The organism is Pseudoalteromonas sp. DY56-GL79 (genome assembly GCF_041414765.1).
GTDB lineage: Bacteria > Pseudomonadota > Gammaproteobacteria > Enterobacterales > Alteromonadaceae > Pseudoalteromonas > Pseudoalteromonas piscicida.
Window position 1 is genome coordinate 1 of the sequence record NZ_JANHZS010000007.1, and the last position, 21,969, is coordinate 21,969.

Annotated in this window: 16 protein-coding genes; 6 read left to right on the forward strand and 10 right to left on the reverse strand. The window is 42.4% G+C overall.

The window, feature by feature from the left end; all coding sequences use genetic code 11:
• Window positions 1–125 precede the first annotated feature (125 nt).
• From NO992_RS06385 to NO992_RS06400, 4 genes are all read right to left on the reverse strand, one after another.
• On the reverse strand, window positions 126–698 hold the full coding sequence (locus tag NO992_RS06385; protein ID WP_371375285.1) for a YceI family protein: 573 nt from the start codon (window positions 696–698) through the stop codon (window positions 126–128).
• Between the two features lie 3 nt (window positions 699–701).
• A complete protein-coding gene (locus NO992_RS06390; RefSeq protein WP_371375288.1) occupies window positions 702–1,277 on the reverse strand; it encodes a cytochrome b in 576 nt (191 codons plus the stop codon).
• 153 nt (window positions 1,278–1,430) lie between these two features.
• Window positions 1,431–2,813, reverse strand: coding sequence for a cytochrome c oxidase accessory protein CcoG (ccoG, locus tag NO992_RS06395; protein WP_253104724.1), 1,383 nt, complete (start codon window positions 2,811–2,813; stop codon window positions 1,431–1,433).
• Window positions 2,814–2,954: 141 nt separating this feature from the next.
• Window positions 2,955–4,382: a sigma-54-dependent Fis family transcriptional regulator gene (locus tag NO992_RS06400; protein ID WP_253104722.1), complete on the reverse strand. Its 1,428-nt coding sequence runs from the start codon at window positions 4,380–4,382 to the stop codon at window positions 2,955–2,957.
• 154 nt (window positions 4,383–4,536) lie between these two features.
• Between NO992_RS06400 and rsmF the strand changes: the two genes are divergently transcribed.
• Window positions 4,537–5,976 (forward strand): 16S rRNA (cytosine(1407)-C(5))-methyltransferase RsmF, encoded by a 1,440-nt coding sequence (gene rsmF, locus NO992_RS06405; RefSeq protein WP_371375293.1) that lies wholly within the window; start codon window positions 4,537–4,539, stop codon window positions 5,974–5,976.
• Window positions 5,977–6,237: 261 nt separating this feature from the next.
• Here rsmF and NO992_RS06410 read toward each other — a convergent pair whose 3' ends face one another.
• Window positions 6,238–6,486, reverse strand: coding sequence for a YkgJ family cysteine cluster protein (locus tag NO992_RS06410; RefSeq protein WP_010371625.1), 249 nt, complete (start codon window positions 6,484–6,486; stop codon window positions 6,238–6,240).
• 236 nt (window positions 6,487–6,722) lie between these two features.
• On the opposite strand from NO992_RS06410, the gene NO992_RS06415 reads away from it, so the two are divergent.
• Together NO992_RS06415 and NO992_RS06420 are read left to right on the forward strand one after the other, a co-directional pair.
• Entirely contained in the window at window positions 6,723–7,898 is a 1,176-nt protein-coding gene (locus NO992_RS06415; protein ID WP_371375296.1) for an efflux RND transporter periplasmic adaptor subunit, read from the forward strand.
• A 5-nt stretch (window positions 7,899–7,903) separates the two neighbouring features.
• Entirely contained in the window at window positions 7,904–11,074 is a 3,171-nt protein-coding gene (locus NO992_RS06420) for an efflux RND transporter permease subunit (protein WP_371375299.1), read from the forward strand.
• Window positions 11,075–11,141: 67 nt separating this feature from the next.
• Here the strand turns inward: NO992_RS06420 and NO992_RS06425 are convergent, their stop codons facing one another.
• Entirely contained in the window at window positions 11,142–12,356 is a 1,215-nt protein-coding gene (locus NO992_RS06425) for a pyridoxal phosphate-dependent aminotransferase (RefSeq protein WP_039495683.1), read from the reverse strand.
• Between the two features lie 187 nt (window positions 12,357–12,543).
• The gene (locus NO992_RS06430) at window positions 12,544–12,888 is read right to left on the reverse strand and encodes an Hpt domain-containing protein (RefSeq protein ID WP_371375304.1); all 345 of its coding nucleotides are present in this window, start codon (window positions 12,886–12,888) and stop codon (window positions 12,544–12,546) included.
• 119 nt (window positions 12,889–13,007) lie between these two features.
• Between NO992_RS06430 and NO992_RS06435 the strand changes: the two genes are divergently transcribed.
• Both NO992_RS06435 and NO992_RS06440 read left to right on the forward strand, forming a co-directional pair.
• Window positions 13,008–13,598, forward strand: a complete 591-nt coding sequence (locus tag NO992_RS06435) for a tRNA-uridine aminocarboxypropyltransferase (RefSeq protein ID WP_371375307.1) — start codon at window positions 13,008–13,010, stop codon at window positions 13,596–13,598.
• A gap of 9 nt (window positions 13,599–13,607) precedes the next feature.
• Window positions 13,608–14,396 (forward strand): CLCA_X family protein, encoded by a 789-nt coding sequence (locus tag NO992_RS06440; RefSeq protein ID WP_010371643.1) that lies wholly within the window; start codon window positions 13,608–13,610, stop codon window positions 14,394–14,396.
• On the opposite strand, the gene NO992_RS06445 is transcribed toward NO992_RS06440, so the two are convergent.
• From NO992_RS06445 to apbC, 3 genes are all read right to left on the reverse strand, one after another.
• The gene (locus NO992_RS06445) at window positions 14,356–16,821 is read right to left on the reverse strand and encodes an EAL domain-containing protein (protein ID WP_371375311.1); all 2,466 of its coding nucleotides are present in this window, start codon (window positions 16,819–16,821) and stop codon (window positions 14,356–14,358) included. The genes NO992_RS06440 and NO992_RS06445 overlap by 41 nt on opposite strands.
• Before the next feature lie 601 nt (window positions 16,822–17,422).
• A complete protein-coding gene (dcd, locus tag NO992_RS06450) occupies window positions 17,423–18,007 on the reverse strand; it encodes a dCTP deaminase (RefSeq protein WP_010371648.1) in 585 nt (194 codons plus the stop codon).
• Between the two features lie 2 nt (window positions 18,008–18,009).
• Window positions 18,010–19,113: an iron-sulfur cluster carrier protein ApbC gene (gene apbC, locus NO992_RS06455; protein ID WP_371375314.1), complete on the reverse strand. Its 1,104-nt coding sequence runs from the start codon at window positions 19,111–19,113 to the stop codon at window positions 18,010–18,012.
• Window positions 19,114–19,315: 202 nt separating this feature from the next.
• Between apbC and metG the strand changes: the two genes are divergently transcribed.
• Complete coding sequence (metG, locus tag NO992_RS06460) at window positions 19,316–21,352, forward strand: methionine--tRNA ligase (RefSeq protein ID WP_305776068.1); 2,037 nt, start codon at window positions 19,316–19,318, stop codon at window positions 21,350–21,352.
• Window positions 21,353–21,969: the final 617 nt, after the last annotated feature.

A 21,969-nucleotide genomic window follows, 5' to 3' on the forward strand; every position in this document is an offset into this window, starting at 1 on the left:
AATTTACGCACCAATAGCTGGCTATTGGAAGTGAATTCAACGCAGTTAGCGCTAAAACTGGCTGCTAGAAAGGCATTGATTATCCGCAGCTCAGGTTATTTAGTAACACGTGGTGCTAGTAGAAATTACTTACGAATACCTTCCAAGTGCAAACCGATAGTAACATGCGTTGATGCCGGGCCTAGATCATAGTCGATGTCATAATCAGCAAGTTTTAACTGGGTTTCACCTTCAAAGCCAACTCGGTATCCACCCCATGGGTCTTTACCCTCACCCACTTTTTGAACATCAAACTCGATATTTTTTGTTACCCCATTGAGTGTGAAACTGCCTTTCACCTTCGCATTTGTATCATCGCTAAAAGTAATCGAGTCACTCTTAAAAGTCGCCTTAGGGTTTGCTTTTACGTTTAAGAAGTCGTTACCGCGCAAATGTTTATCGCGTTCTGCATGATTCGAGTCAATAGAAGCAGTATCGATCACTACATTGATTTTTGATGCATTTGGATTTTTTGCATCATAGCTGAAGTCGCCTTCAAAACTATTAAATCGACCATGCAACCAGCTGTATCCTAAATGTTTAATTTTAAAGTTTACAAAGGCATGTGCACCCTTAGTATCAATTACATAATCCGCAGCATTTACTCCGGCTGATAAGGTCATAGCCGCCATGCTTAATGCAATGATTGTTTTTTTCATGTTTTAATCCTCAACTTTTGTAGCGTTTGGTACCTTGAGCATTCGAACTAAGGTACGATCTTTATTAATAAAGTGGTGTTTTAGCGCCCCCACAATGTGTAGCGCCACTGATCCAATGAGTCCCCATGCAATGTATAAATGCACAGTGCCTGCAATATCGCTTTGTTCTTCAAACAGCTCCCCGAGACCTGGAACAGAAAACCAGTTAAATACCTCGATTGCTCTGCCATCCGAGGTAGAGATTAAGTAACCTGTGACAAACAGCCCAAACAAGCCAAGATACAAAACGACGTGAACGACATGCGCTATTATGTTTTGCAATCTATTCATGGGAGTTGCTTCGCTTTCGGGTCTCACTTTAGGGTTAGTGAACTTCCAAATCAGCCTAAGTACTATCAAAGCTGCCAACAGTATTCCGATGCTTTTGTGAATGTGTAAGCCATCACGGTAGAAAGGATCGTAATAACTGAGTTCAACCATGTACAATCCAAGGCCAAACATACCAAATACCACAAGCGCACTGAGCCAGTGAAAGATGATGGCTAACAACCCATAGTTTTGTGATGTATTTTTAAACATAATATTCAGCTAATAAAACTCATTCTCAATAAGAGTAAGCTTATATGCTAAAAGTTCAGAGAGAAAGTCATAAATTTAGCGTCAGATTGTGCATATATGCACACAAAAAAGGCGCTTCATGATACAAGCGCCTTGAGTCGGGGGGAGTGTAAACTAATTTTTATAGAAGTAGCTGTCCTTGGTGATGCTAATCTTGGCATCTTGCTGCGATTCTATCGTGAATTGGATTGGAGTCCGTTTACCTTTTAGCTCATAGCCATCAGCGGTCACCGTAACAGGAATTAATGCCATGTCGCCGCCAGCGATATGCGTTGTGATTGGGGCTGTTAATTTCGCATTTGGTAGCCCCTTTAAGCTCACGGTGTAAGTTAAATCATGCTGTGTTTTGTTTATCACACTTAAGGTGTATGGGTTCTCGACTAACCCCTCATAGTTAACACGATAAAGCGCATTACGGTCGCGAATGACAGAGGCTTCTATTGGTGTACGATTGAATGCCCAAATCACCATTGTGACTACGATCAATACAGTAATAGCACCATAGCCTACTATTTTTAACCTAAATGGATTCGACTTTTTGCCTGCTTGTTGATGTTCACTTTGATACTTAATCAAATCTGGCTGATAGCCGAATTTATTCATCGTTTCGTTGCACGCATCGATACATAAACCACAGTTAATACATTCGTATTGTAGGCCATTACGAATATCAATACCTGCAGGGCAAACTTCAACACATAAATTACAGTCTACACAGTCGCCGAGCCCAAGCTGTTTTGGGTCTTCTTTGCGTTTACGACGACCCCTATTTTCACCTCGTTCGCTATCATAGGTGACGACTAACGTATCTTTGTCAAACATAACCGATTGGAAACGAGAATATGGACATGCCACGGTACACATTTTTTCTCGTAGAAAGCCCGCGTTTCCATAGGTACAAAGTGCGAACAAAAATACCCAGAAGGAAGTAAGGCCAGTCCACTCAAGCGTAAACATGTCTAGATACAGCTCTTTTGCAGGTATAAAATAGGCCATAAATGAAGTGGCAGTAAACACCGAAATTATCAACCAAATAGCGTGTTTGGCCGTTTTCTTAGCGACTTTTTTGCTATCCCAGTTTGATTTGTCCAATTTTATTCTTTGGTTGCGAGTCCCCTCCACTCGGTGCTCAACCCAAGTGAACATAAGCATCCAAATTGTTTGTGGGCAAGTATAACCACACCACACGCGACCCAGCCAAGTTGTGACAAAGAATAAAGCAAAGGCACCCACCATAAAAATCCAGGCGAGAATCATAAAGTCTTGAGGGAGAAAGGTGGCACCAAATATCCTAAATTGCTGCTTACCAAAATCAAGCAAGATGGCCTGCTGCCCGTTGTACGGGATCCAAGGAATGAGAACGAAAGTTAACATTAAAAACCAGCCAAGGTTTCTTCTTATTTTTTGGAAAAAACCTTTTTGCTCTCTGACGTAAATAGGCCCTTCTTGTTTGTAGGGCTTAATGATCATGTCTTCTTCTTTGATATCAAACTTCATGTTATTTGCTACATTGATAATACACGGGTTTGACATTGCAACTTTCAGACCAATCTGAAAGTTTATAACGTTTTGATTTTTATTATATTTATTTTCATTACACCCCCAAACTCGCGAAATATCACGAACAGGCGCGAAATATCACGAAAGTTTGGCAATTTTTAGTTTTTTCATTTTCGACCTCAGCGTACTTTCGGGTAATCCTAACTTATCAGCTGCCCCATTGCTGCCAGCGATCTTCCAGTTACTTATTTCTAGCACTCTTAATATGTGCTCAGCTTCCGCTTGCGCTAAAGTCAGTTCACCGTTTTCAGATTTATGCTGCTCAGTAGCGTTAAATGCTTGAGATATATCAAGTAAACGACCTTTAGATAATATCGCTTCGCGCTCCAACACGTTTTGGAGTTCTCGAATATTGCCAGGCCAATCATAACGCTGTAGCGCATGGATAGCCTTTTTTGAGATCCCGCGTAGTTGCTTACCCAGCTTTTTGTTGAGCTGCACGATGAGGTTGTTGGCCAATACGGGTATATCCTCTATACGCTCTCGTAGTGCAGGCACTCGAATAGGAAAAACGTTTAAACGATAATATAAATCCATTCTAAACCCTCCCTCCTCGACCATTTTCCATAAATCTCTGTTGGTCGCCGCGACTATCCGTATATCTACTTGGATCGACTTGCTTCCCCCTACACGCTCAAACTCTCGCTCTTGTAATACACGTAATAACTTGCTTTGCGCTTCTAGCGGTAACTCACCAATTTCATCTAAAAATATGGTTCCTTTATCCGCCAACTCAAAACGTCCTTTACGTCTTTCATTCGCTCCAGTAAATGCACCTTTCTCATGTCCAAACAATTCAGATTCGATCAAAGTTGATGAAAAAGCAGCGCAATTTACTTTAACGAAAGGTTGCGATGAACGCTCACTAAGGCGGTGCAGATTTCTGGCAACAAGCTCTTTACCCGTGCCATTTTCCCCTAAAACCAATACCGTACTGTCGGTCTGGCTAACCAGCTCTAGCTGCGCTAACATGGCCTGAAATATTGCGCTACTGCCCACCAAACCCGAGTCTTGCCAATTTTCATTTAATGTTTCTAGCAGGTAGGCATTTTCATCTTTAAGTTGCTCAGTAAGTACTTGAACTTTATTCAGCGCCTCTCTTAGGGCATTTTCAGTTTTGTGCTGTTGCGACACATCGCGAAATATCGCGACTGCACCGATAATTTGCTGATCTTTGAAAATTGGCGTAGAGGTATATTCCACAGGAAAACAGCTCCCATCTTTCCGCCAGAACACCTCATTGGTTACCTGTCGTGTTTTACCATCAAACATTGTTTTGTAGATGTTACATTCATCAGCAGGATACTCACTCCCATCTGCATGACTATGATGATGGTACTGATGTATTTTTTTCCCCAAAAGCTCATCACTTTGCCACCCAGTCATACGCTCTGCGGCCGGGTTTACAAAAACAGCGTTACCAGAAAGATCAAAACCATAGATCCCCTCTCCAACCGCATTCAATAATAATTTAGGGTCCGCCAAAAAGTGTTTGATAATAGACATAGCAATCCTCGCGATATTTCGCGAAGATTATATAACCATAGCCTTTTACTGTCAGCCATGAGTTTTACTTAATAATCACCATAGTCACAACAAACATGCATTTTTCACTCATGAAAGTGTAAAATGAGAGAAAGCTTATAACTTGAGTAACTGCGTGGACAAATCAACTTATATTCCCAGCGCGTTTCTAGACGACATAAAAACCTACTTACCAGACCACCTTAGCATCGAAGACTTTATAGATAAGTGCCAGTCTCCTTTACGCCGAGCAGTCAGAGTCAATACCCTAAAAATGTCTATCACGGAATTCTTAGCCTACTGCGAAAAAAGTGATTGGCAGGCAGAACCGATCCCTTGGTGTGAAGAAGGGTTTTGGATAGCAAGAAGTGAACAAGAAGAAGCTAATCTTGGTATCGGCAACACAGATATCCATTTAAGTGGCTGCATCTATGTCCAAGAAGCAAGTTCCATGTTGCCGCCAACAGCATTGAAATCGACTATCAGCAGCGGTGATATTAATTTGGATATGGCGTCAGCACCAGGGTCGAAAACTTCGCAACTCGCAGCTTATATGGATGGACGTGGCGTACTAATCGCTAATGAGCTATCTTCATCTCGACTCAAAGCGCTTGCAGCAAATATGAAACGTATGGGCATACGAAATGTTGCATTATCTCATTTTGACGGCTGTATCTTTGGCGATTATATGCATGAATGTTTTGATAACATCTTGCTTGATGCACCATGTTCTGGAGAAGGCACAGTTAGAAAGGACCCAAATGCCCTTAAAAACTGGTCAATAGAGTCTAATGTTGAAATTGCACAAGTGCAGAAGCAACTGATAGACAGCGCATTTCAAGCCTTAAAGCCAGGTGGTACCTTAGTGTATTCAACTTGCACATTAACACCATTGGAAAATCAGCAAGTATGCCAACACCTCATTGATAATTATCCTCAAGCAGTAGCAGTCGAAAACCTGTCGACCTTATTTGAGGGTGCTGAAAAAGCAACAACGTCCGAAGGATACTTGCATGTGTGGCCTCAGCTATATGATAGCGAAGGGTTTTTCATTGCTCGATTTAAGAAGTTACACTCTGTTGCCGTTAAAAATCCAAAGCAGAAAAAAGGCGCTTTCCCTTTTGAGGAACTAGACAAGAAAACCACTCAACTATTGTTATCCGTACTAAAAAAACAGTTTGGTATTACCCAACTTGACGGTAAGTTGATGCAGCGCGATAAAGAGGTGTGGTTATTTCCTGACAACTTTGAAGCAATCCAAGATAAGATCAAATATTCTCGCATAGGGATTTTAATCGGTACTACCCATAAAAACGGGGTAAGATTAGAGCATGAGTTTGCCACTACTTTCGGTCACTTAGCGTCTAAAAACACTTTAGCACTAACAAAAGAGCAAGCAAAAGATTACTTTAATGGCAAAGATATACGCCTAGATGAAGTTACCAAACTAACGGGAGAGGTGATCCTCACGCTATGTGGCAGTGCCATCGGGTTAGGAAAATGGCAAAAGAATAAAGTTAAAAACAGTTTGCCTCGGGATTTAATTAAAGACGGCCTGTTGATAACTTGGGTATAACCTGAATATACCCTTTTGATATTTTTAAGACCAATTATGAATATAAAGAACAACTCTTTGTTTTATATAAACTTAATAAATCATTCATTTATTTGTAAAAAGAATGAAAGGTTAACTAAACTTAACAGTACTTTCTACTTCTCCCTACAGTCTTAGAAGGTGTTTTTAGTTAGCGCACGGCTCAATCTTGAGCCTTTCCCTAGGCCCAGAACTTAGCAGGTAAGTTTCTGGGCGTTTTTTTATCAGTTAACCAGAGGCTAGTTAGGTCAACATTTCGAGTTCTGTGATGATCTGCATCGCTGCTTCATTACTGTCACCGCACACATCTTCCATGGCCTTAAATTGCAAACACACCTGTGGGCGCTCTGGCTGGTTAAACAGTTTACACAGATTATTTTCATCTAGTTGAATACACCGCTCCCCCGCAGGTTTACCATTTGGCATACCGGGAATGGGTGTTGAAATACTCGGTGCTATACAACAAGCGCCACAACCAAGCCTACAATCCATTCTGTTTCTCGCAATTTTGACAATAAGTGGTGCATTTTATCGAAAAATCGACTACACGTAAAAGCATCAATCGCTTTTAAGAATGTAACGATAAATTTAGGTACGCAAAGCTTTGTTACATATTCAGTCTGGATTTAAACACCTCGACATAACTATTCGCGTATTCTTAAGCTTATCGATGATCTAGAGCCGTTAATCTGGGTCATTAAAAATCATTCAACAGGAAGGATTTTAACGTGGCTAGTAAAAAACAAATAATTCTACCAATTGCCGTTCTTGCGGTGGGAATTGCAGCGGCTGTTGCCATGTCTGCAATGAAACAACCTCCAGAAGAGAAGAAAGAAGAAATAGTACATCCTCTCGTACAGGTTCAACCTATTCATATTGACCAAGTTAGGCTTAACGTATCGTCATACGGTATCGTGATGCCAAAATACAGTACTGATCTTGTTGCTCAGGTCAGTGGTCAAGTCATTTCATTGTCTGACAAGTTTGTCAAAGGTGGCTTTGTCAAAGAAGGTGACGTACTTGCTCGCATCGACCCGAATGACTATGAAGCGTCGCTGATTGAAGCCGAAGCGGCTTTAGCACAAGCCAGCTCAGCGCTAGAAATAGAACAAGCTCAGGTGCAAGTAGCAAAAGCAGAATGGCAAAGAATTAAAGCAAATGCTAACGAAAAAATACCTTCTGAACTCTATTTGAGAAAACCTCAGCTCGCTGAAAAGTTAGCAAGCTTTAAAGCTGCGCAGGCTGCAGTGAAAAGAGCGAACCGAAATTTAGAGCGTACTTATATCAAAGCGCCTTACGATGCGATTATAGAATCTCGCACCGTAAGCCTTGGTAGTGTAGTCAATCCCGGTAATGGCTTTGGTAAACTCAATGCGACATCTGTTGCGGAAGTACGCCTCCCTGTTGCCGATAATGAATTGAAATATTTACCGCAACAAGGTGTTGGCACCGATGTCGTGATCACAGCAGAAGTCGCTGGTCAACCGATGAGTTGGAAAGGCGAAATAGTGCGCAGTGAAGGCGTTATCGATAACAAAAGTCGTATGACCTACCTCGTTGCTCAAGTCGAGCAGCCTTATCACAACGACATGAAACCACTACGTTTTGGCGCTTATATCAATGCTGATATTCAAGGTTTGTTAGTGCAAAATGCCACTATGATTCCTCATCACTTAGTGAAAGAAGGTCGCGTTGCGACATTGGATGACGATGCCAAGCTGAGCTACAAAAAGGTCAATATTATTAGAGAGTACAATGGCATGGTCGTCGTTGATAACGGCGTTGAGTCAGGCCAACAGATCATTACTTCAGCACTGGACTATCCTTCTGAAGGGATGCAACTACGTACAGATGACACTCCTTCGCAAAGCGCTAACACCCAGTTAGCGCTCAAAGAGGAGTAAGGTTTATGCAGAGTCAAAGCACAGAAAAAGGCTTAATTGCTTGGTTTGCACGTAACCCAGTTGCAGCAAACTTATTGATGATATTTATTATTGTGGGCGGCTTGCTTACCGCGTTTTCGATCCGCAAGCAAATGTTTCCGCAATATATAAGTAACTGGATAAGTGTTCAAGCAGTGTATCCGGGCGCGGCACCTCAAGAAGTCGAGGAAGGGATCACGATTAAGATCGAGGAATCCATGGAAGGTCTCGAAGGGATCAAACGCTTGATCACCTACTCTAATCGCGGTTATTCGCAAACTTGGATAGAAGTAGACGAGCAGTACAACACCAAAGAGGTACTCGACGAAATAAAAATGCAAGTAGACTCCGTCTCAACTTTCCCATCAGGGATGGAGCGTCCTATTGTACGTCACGAAAAAGAAAACCAAGAAGTAATGTGGTTGTCACTCAATGGCGACTTGAGTCCCCATGATCTTAAAGAGCTTGGTAATCGCATTCATGAAGAAATGCTGTCGTTACCCGGCGTTAACCTTGTACGCTTTGATGGTGGTCTGAACTACGAAATCTCTATTGAGATAAGCCCTGATAAAATGCGCGAGTACGGCCTAAGTTTTAGAGCAATTTCGGATGCGGTAAAGAGCTTCTCAGCGAACATGTCTGCTGGCCAAATTCGCTCCGAAAATGGCTATATTTCAATGCGAGTTGAAAACCAAGCCTATCGCGGTGACGAGTTTAGAAAACTCCCCTTACTAACACTACCAGACGGCGCACAGGTTAGCTTAGGCGATGTCGCCACCATTAACGATGGCTTTGAAGAAGGACTGCAATACTCTAAATACAATGGTAAGAACTCACTGGTGTATGAAGTTAGCGCGTCAAAAGACCAAGACATCACCAAAGTTGCAGATATCATTAAGAACTATCTTGAGGCCAAGAAAGGCTCACTACCACAAGGCGTAGAACTTGAACCTTTTATTGACTTGACCTATTACCTCAATGGCCGCCTTAATATGATGCTAGAAAATATGGCGTTAGGTGGCGTATTAGTTATGCTAATGCTTGCTTTATTTTTACGTGTGCGTTTAGCATTTTGGGTAATGATGGGGTTGCCAGTTAGCTTCTTAGGTGCATTTTTAATGATGCCAATGGGCTATTTAGACGTAACGATTAACTTAGCCTCACTGTTTGCCTTTATTTTGGTGTTGGGGATTGTCGTTGATGACGCGATAGTCGTCGGTGAATCCGCCCATGCAGAAATAGAAAAACATGGTCATAGCCTTGATAATGTCGTTCGTGGCGTAAAGCGTGTCGCTATCCCTGCCACTTTTGGTGTGCTTACTACTGTTGCTGCTTTCTTGCCGCAAACATTAGCAACCGGCCCAACGGCAGCTTTTTCTAAAGCAATTGGTGGCGTAATAATTCTTTGCTTACTATTCTCTTTGGTTGAATCTAAGCTGGTTTTACCTGCACATTTAGCAGCGATGAAAGACAAACCGAGCAACCCTAAAAACCCGTTCCACCGCCTCAGGGAAAAAATGGATAGCGGCCTTCAATCTTTCATTGAAAACACGTACCGCCCATTTATTGTGCGCTGTATTCACTACCGCTATACCGTTATAGTTGGCTTTTTAACCATTTTAATTGTCAGCGCAGGGATGTTTGCTGGTGGCTTAGTGAAGTTTGTTGCTAACCCAAAAATCCCACATGATTTTCCACGTATCTCGATTGATATGAACTTATCCTCGTCAGAAAACGCGACGCTTGAGTCAATTCAAAAAGTCGAGCAAATGGTACTGAATGTCGACAAAGAAATTGAGGCTGAGTATGGCAAGAAAATGATCCGTGATTACATGGTGAATATGAACGGCCGCACAAGCGCAAATATTATGGTGATCTTGGTTGAACCAGATGCACGCCCAATCGATACCTTTGCACTCAGCGCTCGCTGGCGTGATGCAATGCCTGCACTGCCAGGTGTTAAATCGCTAAACATTCAAGATAGCATCATGAATGGTGGTCGTGATGACGGAGATATTAGCTTTAGATTAGAAGGTAAACACAAAGAAGAGCTCCGCGAAGTCGCACAGAAACTAAAAGACAAGCTAGCAACTATTGAAGGTGTTGGTGATATCAACGACTCTATGCAATCCGCAACCGATGAAGTGCAGCTTGAGCTTAAACCATTAGCGTACAGCCTTGGACTGACGTTGGCAGATGTTGCATCCCAAGTAAACTTCAGTTATTACGGCCTTGAAGCACAGCGTATTTTACGTGATGGTGAAGAGATCAAAGTAATGATCCGTTACCCTAAAGAACACCGTGATGCCATTAGTGACATTCAGGATGTGCGTATCTTAACGCCTCAAGGCGCAGAAGTGCCGTTGGTAGAAGTGGCTGATGTAAAATTGGTAGACGGTGTTAACCGAATTCGCCGCGAAAATGCCAAACGCACTATTAATGTTTGGGCATCAGTTGATACAGAAATCGCGCAACCATTTGAGATAGCAAAACAGGTTCGTGACGAATATCTTCCTAGTCTATTAAAGAACTATCCTGGCGTTCAAAGTGCAGTAGCGGGTCGCGTACAAGAAGAAATGGACAGTGTTGCGGAGCAAATTCGTGACTTTGCCCTGTCATTAATGATTATCTTCGCACTACTGGCAATTCCACTACGTTCTTATTCTCAGCCTGTCATCATTATGTCTGTGATCCCATTTGGTGTGGTTGGCGCGGTATTCGGTCATATGATATTAGGAATGACAATGAGTAGTTTGTCTTTCTTCGGTATTATTGCCGTGGCTGGGGTTGTGGTGAACGACTCTTTGGTTATGGTTGATTTTGTCAATAAAGCACGCGAAGAAGGCATAGATTTAAAAGCCGCAGCCGTCGAGGCGGGATGTAAACGCTTTAGAGCAATCTTGCTCACTTCGTTGACCACCTTTATCGGACTTGTACCAATCATTATGGAAACGAGCCTGCAAGCTAAAATTGTTATTCCAATGGCAGTATCGCTTGCATTTGGTGTGTTGTTTGCCACGGTGATCACCCTTGTACTTATCCCTTGTCAATATGTGGCACTTGAAGATGTTAAACGCGTTGGTCGCAAATGGTTTAAAGGGAAAGACTCGGCTGATAGCCAACAATCGACACCGGAGCTAGATTCTAATACTCACTAAGTAACAAATTACTAGCCCACAAAAAAGCTCGGAAACTTCCGAGCTTTTTTTGTTTTTTTACAAGATATTACTGACTGTAATGCGCAAAAAAGCGCTTTACTCTATCCATTGCAGGCTGTAAATCATCTTTATGTGGTAAAAACACTAATCTAAAATGATCCGCACTGGGCCAGTTAAAAGCGCGTCCGTGGACAAGTAGAATTTTTTCTTCTTTGAGCAAGTCCAGCACCATGCGCTCATCATTCTTAATATTAAACCGCTTTACATCCACTTTTGGAAACGCATAAAGCGCGCCCTTTGGCTTTACACAGCTTATCCCTTCGATATCGTTTAAACCTTTAAACGCAATATCACGCTGCTCATACAAACGCCCACCCGGTTCAATGAGTTGGTCGATGGATTGTATGCCTCCGAGCGCTTGTTGAATGGCAAACTGTGCAGGAACATTAGCGCATAATCGCATAGACGCAAGCATTTCCAAGCCTGTGATCAAATCCCGCATCACTGAATGCTTACCACTGATCACCATCCAGCCCATGCGGATCCCGGCTGCACGATAGGTTTTTGCTAAGCCGTTAAACGTGATAACTGGGATATCATCACAAAGACTCGCAATTGAAAAATGCTCTGCATCATCATATAAAATCTTTTCGTAGATCTCATCACTCAGTATTAACAGCTTGTGTTCTCTGGCAACGTCGATTAATGCCTCAAGCAATGCTTTGTCATATACAGCACCGGTCGGATTATTTGGGTTGATCAGCACCAATGCCTTTGTACGACTCGTGATTTTACGCTTGATATCTTCGATATCTGGAAACCAGTCTTGCTCTTCATCACAAAGGTAATGCACTGGATTACCGCCTGATAATTTAACTGCGGCAGTCCATAACGGATAATCCGGTGCGGGGATCAACACTTCGTCACCATCATTGAGTAAGGCTTGCGCGGTCATTTGGATCAATTCACTAACGCCATTGCCAATGAAGATGTTATCGACACTAATATTGGGAAAGCTTTTTTGCTGATAATATTGATACACGGCGACTCGGGCAGAATACAATCCTTTTGAGTCACAATACCCCTGTGCAGAATATAAATTTTTTATGATGTCTCGGTGCATATCTTCTGGCATATCAAAGCCAAATGCCGCCGGATTACCAATATTTAATTTGAGGACTTTCATGCCCTCGTCTTCCATTTTTCTTGCTTGATCCAATACTGGACCACGAATATCGTAACTCACACCATTGAGCTTATTACTTTTTGTTATTTGTAGCATCTATAACCCCCTCATTTTGCTCAAGCATATATCACAATGCCGTCTAAATTCTATGCTTGTGATAACTTTTTATGCTTCAAAAAAGCAACTTACAAAGTGAAGTGGTTGGAGTGGGATGAATAAGAGCAATATCAATAAAAAAGGCCGTATAAACGACCTTATTTCCGCTCTTTGGCTTGTGCTGGATTTAAGACTGTGCTCTCACCCACTGCTGCAGTTTCGCTTTTGAACCTGCAACTTGTGCCGCAAGCTTCTCAATAGAGTCATCAACAATATCCTTCTCCTCTTGAATAAGGGCATGTTCTATCGTCTTTGCTAAATCGCTCAAACTAGCGGCCCCAAACTGAGCAGCGTTAGATTTCAAACTGTGAGCATGACGAATGGCAGCTTCTTGATCCTGATTCAAATTCAGCATCAACTCCGATTCTAACCGCTCGAATTCAGAACAACAAAAATGAACCGTATCTTCGAATTGCTCGCCCAGCAACATTTGCATGTTTTCTAGGGCACCTTCATCTATTACGATGCTCATAATTTTCCTTAAATTTAATATTCTATTACTTATGCTAGCCAAATCTGGTTTCTTGTGCAAAGTAAATGCGGGCAAGATATGATAAAATATGACTTATATTAAGAAACACCTCATCAAACATGAAACGTAATACCTGTCCAGTCTGTCAGTTTCCCACAAAAACTTGCGTTTGCTCCTATATTGGTAACGTGATACCAAATGCAACTCAAGTTATTATCATGCAGCACCCGAGTGAAGTAAAAGTCGCCAAAAACACCGCAAAGCTCCTCGCCTTGCAGTTAGGCAGTTTTGCGCTGTATGTTGGAGAAAATACCAGTGACTTTGAAGAGTTGATTAACTTCTGCAACGTAAACCATGTTGCATTGCTCTACCCAAACAGCCACGCTAAGACCTTAACTACAGAACACAATCACGCTCAAAAGCTTGATGCCATCATCTTATTGGACGGGACTTGGAAGAAAGCCACTAAGCTTTATAACCTCAATCCGTGGCTAAGCCAGTTGCCCAGTTTTCAGTTCGATTCGATAAATGAAAGTGAATATACTATTCGTAAATCTAAACATGAATACAGTTTATCAACACTTGAAGCGGCAGCTCAATTTCTCGAGATTGTAGATCAATGCGAAACTTCGGATCTCTACAAACTTCAAGCAGGCATGGTGAAAGAACAGATGACGCGAATGCCTGAAGATGTTAAAGCTCGGTATTAAAGGAAGAAAATGCCAAGCTCGAGACTACAGCGCGGATACACTCGCCGAGGACCCGATTATCGATTCGGCGATCAAGTTGATTTCAGTGAAATCAAACAGACCTTTGGCTTTAAAACCATGACCATTGGTCATTGGGTTACGCCCGAAGAAGCCCGTTTATCCGCCAATTTAATTTATGATGCCCTCGCAGATCTTGCCCAAATATTACAAGTACCGCCACAGGTCATTGGCCTTCGGGGAACACTTAATTTTGCTTTTGGTACAGGCGGTCAACAAGGTGTTCAAGCACATTACGCAGCAAATACGAGAACACTCGCCCTAGCAAAAAATGCCGGTGGTGGCGCACTTGCCCACGAATGGTGGCATGCATTTGATCACTATATTTGCCAGCATTTAATAACACAGCCAAAAAAGCCTTTTGCATCATCAGCTTGGTTACTTTCTACCGAAACAGTATTACACCCACTGAACAATGCTTTAGCAACGTTTTTTGCGCTTATCTTTTTAGATGAACAACATCAAAAACCAAATCGGTATTTTCATACCGCTAAGATTGCTGATAGCGCGAACAAACAGATTTATTACGCACTACCCGAGGAACTAACAGCTCGGATGTTCGAGGCCATTATTGCCTACCACAGCGATATATCAAATTCATTTTTGGCCGCGGGAATTAAGGGTTCAGAACAAGAAAAACTGGGGATTTACCCAGAACATGAACATAGAAAACGATGCGCTGAGCCCATTTTTCACTACTTCAGCGAACTAGGAAAGATTTTATATCACCAGCATAGGTGACTTTACCAAGCCAACTCTTAAATTCAGTAAACGGCAACGGACGTGAAATAAAATAGCCCTGTGCAAAGTCGCAGCCATAGGCCTGCAAACGAATGTAGCTATTGATATCCTCAACCCCTTCTGCCACCACCCTTGAGCCTAAACTGTGCGCCATATCACACGTCGCTTTACATATTGTTTGATTGCTCTTAGATGTCTCAATATCCATCACAAAACTTTTATCAATTTTAAGTTCATCAAATCCAAGTTTACTCAAATATGCAAGTGACGAATATCCAGTACCAAAATCGTCTATCGCCACTTTTACGCCGATTGAACGATAATCATCTAACACCCCTTTAAGTTCAGCTTCTTTTCCTATTGTTACAGATTCCGTGATCTCTATCATTATTTGAGAAGGTGCGAGTGATAATTCATTGATAAGCGTAATAAGCTGTACCGACAACTCTCTTCTACTCAAGTCACGACCAGATACGTTGATTGAAATAACGTGCTCAGGCAATAACTTAGTTATCTCGGCTTGATAATGAAGCGCATGCTCAATCACCCACTCGGTGATCTCGTAAATTTGCCCTGAAGACTCCGCAATCGGAATAAATTCGTCAGGTGGTATGTAACCAAGCTCAGGGTGAAGCCAGCGCAGTAGCACTTCAGAGCCGAATACCCTGCCAGTCCTGAGATCTACCTGCGGCTGAAAGAATAAACTGAACTGTTCATGTTCTATCGCACTTTTAAGAAACGAGGTGAGCTTTAATTGTCGCTCAGTCGAAATAGAGCTTTCAACATCAAATAGATGCCAACGTTGACCATTGTATGACTTAGTATTAAGAGCCTGCAGCGCACGCTGGATAAGCTTTTCAGTGGATTTTGCATGCATTGGATAATTCGCTACCCCAACCTCTAAACTATCTACAATCTGCGTATCTTTGTACCCAACCCCTTCTTCGAATACAGCAGATAAAATACATACATATTGCTCAACTTGACTGACCTCAATTTTACCATCAAGTACGATGGCAAACACTTGCTCTTCTAGGCGATAAATAGGTGTGTTTCCTTTATTTGCAACGGCAGCGCTACCGTAAGTATTGATCTGCTCAGAGACCTCTTTGAATAACTTATTGATGTGCTGATTTGCAAAGGTTAAGCCAAAACTCAGTCTTATTGATGGCAGGATCAGTGGTTTAAAGAGCAGCAATGTATGCGCTTTATTTTGCTCCTCAAGCTTAGCGAGCGAACCAAACAGGGCAAATTTATTGGGCAGCGCCGTCTCTTTATCAAACTCAGCATAATGAATATACATACGCCGCTTTTCCGCATCATGCCAAACCACAAATAGTAGTAAGAACATTAAATGTAGACCGATCAACACATGGTTTACGATTGATATTTGCTCACTTGGTTGGATTAATTGACTTCCAGCAAAACCAATTAATACCGCCACCATGGGAGACCAAATTGCGCAGCAAAAATAAACTTCTTTACGACTGTCTTTATCTTGGCTGACCAAAATCATCGTACTTAATACAATTGCACCAATAACCATTATGGACTGAAGTGCAAACGGTAAATTCACTTTCGCAAATGCCACAACGACACCGCTGAGTAAATAGATATAAGCAGTCGTCTTGATGGTTAGCTTAATCTTTCTATCAAGCCTATTTTTAGTAAGGAAATGATGAAAAAACAAAAGGCTGAAGCCGAGTGCAAAACACACAAAGCTGCCACTGTAATGTAAAAAATGAATGCTATTTTGGTAGCTGAAAAAGATATCAGCGAGTCCTTTATGGGTGACGTAAAGGCAGGCTAATGACAGCAAATAGCCACCAACCGAAAGCAGACTTGCGCGTTTCGAAATAATACCGGTACTGAGCATAAAAATGCTCAATAAAAACATTACCCCTAGAAACAACCCGGTTAAAAATAGATGAGCATTAGTATCTTCTATATAAACTTCATAAGGTTCAATACTTACTCTAGACAAGGAAACATAGGGTGATTGAACCTTTACAATGATCGGCTCAATATAGCTATTAGCATCAATCACCAAATGGGGCGAAAAATGGGATAACGATGTATGATTGTTACTTTCAGGGATTTGAGTTAGTTTTCCAATAGGGTCCGTGGTAAAAAACTCAACACTACCCATGGATGGACGTGCAACTGTTAGCACTTGGTCTGACGCCTCATCGCGTACAAGGTTTGTGATTCGAAGCCAAACCGCAACGCCCTTTGGAATAATTACCGTTTCTTGCGATACACTAAACTGGGCCTCGGAAAAGTCACCATAGCCTACTGAAATTAAAGGTCTTGCCTCTATAGTTTCTGCGGCCAGCTGCGTTTCAGCAGTAGCCAACATCGCAAAGATGCAACACACAATTATTGTAAACATCAGTGTGGCATACCTAGCAGCGCTAAGCCACATACCCATTCTCCTTGAGTCACTTTGACGGTGATTTATCAGCCTATTCGTTATGCAAAAAGCCAAGCGTTAACGTTCAAGAAAAACACCAACTCGAATACATTGGCTATGAGCTTCTCTTTGCAAATCAGGAAGCAACGTCATTCGCGCACTAATACCTGTTGTATTAAGTAAATGATCTACTTTGAAGCGGGAAAATAGTTTTAGTAGCAAGGCAAAAATTTTGCTATTTAGTTGTTCTAAATGAGAAATTTTTAACGAAGCTAATATGCTATTTCACCTTTCAAATTGATTAGAGACTTAATTCAATTGGTATAATACCTATTTCACTTTGTCTACTGCAGTCATTTGCATGACGCTTTCGCCGACAACATAAAAAACGCATTACGATAAGTATGGTTTGGATCAAAGCAAATGCAAAAATATTATTGAATTTAAATCGTTATGGCTATTTGATGGGAAATCAAAAATGTAAAGATGGCATGCCGTTTAGATAAGCTGAGGGACTAGTCTAAACTCGGAATAACAACTTGTTTTCTAGTCGTTGTTATTCCCAAGGTCAGCGTCAGATTTGCTACACAAATCCTCTCGCCTATCTATTCAATTAACTGTCGTCACTAATACGCGAAGCAACCGCACTATTTTGATCCTTATATTTGGCGTCTTTACGCTCGTTATAAGGGAATTGCGCAGCACTTGTCATCGTTTCAAAACTCATTGCACCTATTTTCATGTTTGGCCTAAGTGCCAAAGGCAACTTCCCTGAGTTATAAAACTCTAATACGATGTTTCCAGACCAACCGGGGTCAATACGATGCGCGGTAACGTGAACCATTAAACCTAGCCTTGCCAGCGACGAGCGGCCATCTAACCACCCAACAAGATCGGCAGGTAGCGTTACCTTTTCATACGTCATTGCCAACGCAAGCTCACCAGGGTGCAAGAAAAATGCTTGCCCATCTTCTAGCACGATTTCGTCACTCATGATGGATTCCATCGCGGCATTGATCTGATCTTTAGGACCACTGAGATCAACGTAAGGCGCGGCATGGTCCTGAAACACTCTAAACTTGTTACCCAGTCTTAAATCCACGGTAACGCCCGAAATCATATCTGGCTTAGGTGTAGGTTCGATGATTATGCGTTGTTGTTCAATCGCTTCTCGAATATGGGTATCCGATAATCTCATTCTTAATCTTCCGTCATCACAATCTCAACACCCGATGTTGAGTCTGATTGGTAATATAACATACTGGCAACCAGTTGGGCACAATCAACATAGTGATCTGCTATACCATGATTGTCAGTCTTACTTTCTGAATTAGGCTCACGGACTGTGGCAATGATATCTTCGCCCTGCTCCGTTGCTGTTCTGATCTGTTCGTTGAGCGGTACTTCCGCAAGCAAAGGCACACCATAGCGACTCCCCAACGTGGTGCCACCAGAGTGACCAAAAATATGGTTGCGGCTACCGCATTGCTCACAATTGAAGTAACTCATATTTTCGACCAAACCTAAAATGGGGAGCTGCACTTTTTCAAACATCGCGATGCCCTTCTGTGCATCTGCAAGCGCCAAGGTCTGCGGTGTGGTGACAATCACCGCACCACTGGCAGGCACTTTTTGCGTCATGGTAAGTTGGATATCTCCTGTGCCTGGTGGCATATCAACAATCAGATAATCCAGCTCACCCCAATCCGTTTCATTTAACAATTGAGTAAGCGCTTGAGAAGCCATTGGTCCTCGCCAAACAGTGGCGCCCTCTGCTGGGACCAAAAAGCCAATAGACATGGCTTTAATGCCCGACTTTTCAATTGGTAGTAAGGTTTTATCATCTTTCGCCTGAGGCTTTTCATCCTCAAGAGCCAATAAACTCGGTAGTGAAGGGCCATAAATATCAGCATCTAGCACACCAACTTTCGCACCTTGAGCACGTAGCGCATACGCCAAGTTAATCGCAGTGGTAGACTTACCCACCCCGCCCTTACCTGAGGCAACAAGAATAATATGTTTAATGGCTTTAAATTTTGGTCTGCCGACAACGACGACTTTCGATGTCACCTCAACGGCCTTGCCTAAGTGTTGCTGTAGATAATTAGCAACATCTTGGTCGCATTGGATGGCAAATGGAAAATTAATTTGTACTTGAATTTGCGCCTTTGATTCTTGTGTTTTGATCACCCAATTTGCATCAATGCCCACTGGTAATGCAGCACTACGATAGCCATTTAAAAGCTCAATGATTGCCTGTTTGGTGTTTTTTCCCTTGGCAAACCATTTTTCCAGTCCAAACATACAAATTAAACTCCTCTGGGTGATGAAAATAGCCACGGAATTATGTAACATTCAACTCATTAAAACCAGTCAATTCGCGGTTCATGGTCTGAACGAAGGTGAGTCACTAAGCACACTTGTCCATTCAAGTGTTAACTCGGTGAATAATCAACCAATTCAACACCATCACTTAGAAAGATCGCGCTAAATTCATGGAATCGTTATGACGAAGAGAAAAATTCTCATTACCAGTGCATTACCATACGCAAATGGCCCCACACACTTAGGCCACTTGCTGGAATATATTCAAACCGATATTTGGGCTCGCTTCCAAAAGTTACAAGGCCATGAAGCCTATTATGTATGTGCAGACGATGCGCACGGCACGCCAATCATGCTAAATGCACAAAAGCAAGGTATCACGCCTGAAGAAATGGTTAAGCAGGTGGGTATTGAGCGTCAGCGTGACTTTGCAGACTTCAATATCGAGTTTGATAACTATCACAGCACACACAGTGACGAAAACCGTGAACTAAGCGAGCTAATCTACACTCGTTTAGACGAAAAAGGCCATATCAAAAAGCGCACGATTTCACAGTTATTTGATCCAGAGAAAGGCATTTTCCTACCAGATCGTTTTGTTACTGGCACTTGCCCGACTTGTAAGTCTGAAGATCAAAATGGCGACAGCTGTGATGCTTGCGGTGCAACCTACAGCCCAACAGAATTGATTGAGCCAAAATCAGTGATGTCTGGTGCGACACCCATCTTGAAAGATTCAGAGCATTACTTCTTTGACTTACCGGCATTCGAAGACATGCTAAAAACATGGCTACGCTCAGGTAGTCTGCAATCTGAAATGGCGAACAAGTTAGACGAATGGTTTGCAGACGGCTTACAGCAGTGGGATATCAGCCGCGACGCCCCCTATTTTGGTTTTGAAATCCCAGGCGCGCCTGGCAAGTATTTCTATGTTTGGTTGGATGCACCAATCGGTTACATGGCAAGCTTCAAAAACCTTTGCGAGAAACAAGGCCTAAACTTTGACGAGTTTTGGGGTGAAGGCTCCGACACCGAGCTTTACCACTTTATCGGTAAAGACATCATCTACTTCCACAGCCTGTTTTGGCCTGCAATGCTAGATGGCGCTAACTTCCGCAAACCAAATAACGTATTCGCTCACGGCTTTGTCACCGTGAATGGCGCTAAGATGTCTAAGTCAAAAGGCACTTTTGTAAAGGCTCGTACCTATCTTGAGCATTTAGATCCTGAGTATCTACGTTATTACTACGCAGCTAAACTAAACAGCGGCGTTACGGATTTAGACCTCAACCTAGAAGATTTTGCAGCACGCGTAAACTCAGATTTAGTAGGTAAAGTGGTAAACATCGCGAGTCGCTGCGCAGGCTTTATTACTAAGAAATTTGACGGCAAGCTAAGCGGCTCCGTCATGGACGAAGCGCTACTAACTAGCTTTGTTGCTGCAAAGGATTCAATCGCGACACATTTTGAAAACCGCGAATACAGCCGCGCAGTGCGTGAGATCATGACCCTTGCTGACAAAGCAAACCAGTTTATTGATGCCGAAGCGCCTTGGGTGCTTGCAAAGAATGAAGAGACGCTTGAGCGTGCACATCAAGTGTGCTCTATGGGTCTTAACCTATTCCGCGTATTACTGACTTATTTAAAGCCAATCCTTCCAGGTATGGCGAAAAATGTTGAAGCTTTCTTAAATACCGAGCTTACTTGGGAAAGCGTTGACAACGCCCTTGTTAATCATGAAATCAATAAGTTTAAGGCACTAATGCAGCGTGTTGAACTTGATAAAGTGAATGCGATGATCGAGTCTTCGAAAGAAAGTCTTGAAAAGAAAGTGGGTGGTCAATCTGTAGCAGCAGATCCGAATAGCCCGCTTGCCAAAGAGCCAATCGCTGCGGAAATCGAATTCGATGATTTTGCCAAAGTTGATCTGCGTGTCGCAAAAATTGCCAACGCAGAGCATGTTGAAGGTGCAGACAAACTGCTTAAACTTACGCTTGATTTAGGTGGTGAAACGCGCCAAGTGTTTGCAGGCATTAAGTCAGCTTATGCACCTGAAGATCTTATCGGCAAGTTAACAGTAATGGTTGCAAACCTAAAACCTCGCAAGATGCGTTTTGGTATGTCAGAAGGCATGGTGTTGGCTGCAGGCCCAGGTGGTAAAGAAATTTACATCTTAAATCCAGACGAGGGCTCACAGCCTGGCATGCGAGTGATGTAATCACCCTATTACTTGTATACAAATAAAGGCAGGCTTCTATCTAGAAGCCTGCCTTTATTTTTGCTCAGATCAAACCTTCGCGCCAAATTTCATTATCGAAAATTAACCAAGCCGCGACCAGATACAAACAGCCGCCGTAAAACCGATTCAACCATTTATTATAATTTGGGTCATTCGACACTCGCGCCAACAAATCACCAGCTTTAATCCACACCAAATGCACCGAAATGTTGAGTATCGCAAGCCATAACACCAGAATTAAATTGCCCAACGCGCCGAAGGTATCATTTGCTTACCCACTAAAAAGCGTAAACATAATAAAGACTAATACCCATCCTTTGCGATTCAATATTTACACAACTAGGGCCTGTTGACCTTTGCTGTTTGATTTTTGTTCTCCTGAGTGTGTTTTGATCGCGACGCTCGACTTGCCGCCTAGTAATCTAAGCAAAAGTTGAGCAACAATGAACAAAGCGCACTCAGGGGAACCCAAAGGGCAGCGCTTGATTGGCATTTCTACTGTGTTATCGCCTAACTTACATAGAATAACTATGCTACGCAGGCCCTGCCTTGTATAAATACCAATCAAACTGCTGCAAAAACAAACTTGAAAGATC